A 1,361-nucleotide genomic window follows, 5' to 3' on the forward strand; every position below is an offset into this window, starting at 1 on the left:
CGTGACGACGGCGGGCGGCGCGGCCCGGTACGCGGTGGCGCCCGTCGCCAACTGCGTGCGGCTCCCCGAGCACGTGCGCACCGAGGACGCGGCGCTGATCGAGCCGCTGTCGTGCGCGGTGCGCGGCTACGACGTGCTCCGGTCCCGCCTCGGCGCCCACGTGCTGATCTACGGCTCGGGCACGATGGGCCTGATGATGCTGGAGCTGGCCAAGCGCACCGGCGCGGCGAGCGTGGACGTGGTCGACGTCAACCCGGAGCGGCTGCGGACCGCGCGCCGCCTCGGCGTGACGGCGTCGGCGGCCGGCGCGGACGAGCTGGAGCGGCCGCAGGGCTGGGACGTCGTGGTCGACGCCACCGGCAACGCGGCCGCCATCCAGGACGGCCTGGGCCGGGTGGCCAAGGCGGGCACGTTCCTGCAGTTCGGCGTGGCCGACTACGCGACCCGGGTCACCATCGACCCGTACCGCATCTACAACCAGGAGATCACCATCACCGGCTCGATGGCCGTGCTGCACAGCTTCGAGCGCGCCGCGGAGCTGTTCGCGAACGGGGTGCTGGACCCCGAGGTGTTCATCAGCGACCGGGTGCCGCTGGAGCGCTACCCCGAGGCCCTGGAGCGGTTCGCGGCGGGCGCCGGGCGGAAGATCGTGGTGGTGCCGTAGGCCGTCCGGCGGACCGGGGAACCCGATCGGCTGGTAAGGGAACGGTAAAGCGGTGCCGTTCGTTCACCCGGCATGACAGCTATGACCCCTGGCTCGAACATCCCTCTCCCGGCCGCGCGCGTGACGGTGGACGTCTCCGCCCCGGTGCGGCTCGACGTGTCGGGCCTGCTGCTCACCGCCGACGGCAAGGTGCGCTCCGACGACGACTTCATCTTCTACAACCAGCCGAGCGGCCCGGGCGTGACCTACCGGCCGGGCGGCGGTACGGCCCCGGACGCGATCACGGTGGACACCGCCGCCGTGCCGCCGGAGATCGAGAAGATCGTCGTCACGGCCAGCCCGGACGCGGCCGGCCAGACCTTCCAGGGCATCGAACCGACGGCCACCCTCCGGGACGCCGACGGCGGGGCCGTACTGGCCACGTTCACCCCGCCGCAGCTCGGCTCGGAGACCGCGCTGGTGGTCGTGGAGGTCTACCGCCGGGCCGGCCAGTGGAAGGCCCGGGCCGTCGGCCAGGGGTACGCGAACGGGCTCGCGGGCATCGCGACCGACTTCGGCGTGACGGTGGAGGAGCCGGCCGCGGCCCCGGCCGCCCCGGTGACCCCCGCGGCGGCCCCGGCGGCCCCCGCGGTTCCGCCGCAGCCGGCCGCCGCGCCCGCCGTTCCGCCGCGGCCGACGGCCCCGCCGCCCGCCCCCG

The 1,361-nt window shown here is 75.3% G+C and carries 2 protein-coding genes; both read left to right on the forward strand.

Features of this window, described 5'->3' with window-relative positions; all coding sequences use genetic code 11:
• Window positions 1-664 (forward strand): zinc-binding dehydrogenase (locus IE312_RS42220; RefSeq protein ID WP_229900541.1); only part of this gene is annotated, 664 nt, incomplete at its 5' end.
• 81 nt (window positions 665-745) lie between these two features.
• A partial coding sequence (locus IE312_RS42225; RefSeq protein ID WP_229900542.1) for a TerD family protein occupies window positions 746-1,361 on the forward strand: 616 nt, incomplete at its 3' end.

The organism is Streptomyces capoamus (assembly GCF_014654935.1).
Lineage (GTDB): Bacteria > Actinomycetota > Actinomycetes > Streptomycetales > Streptomycetaceae > Streptomyces > Streptomyces capoamus.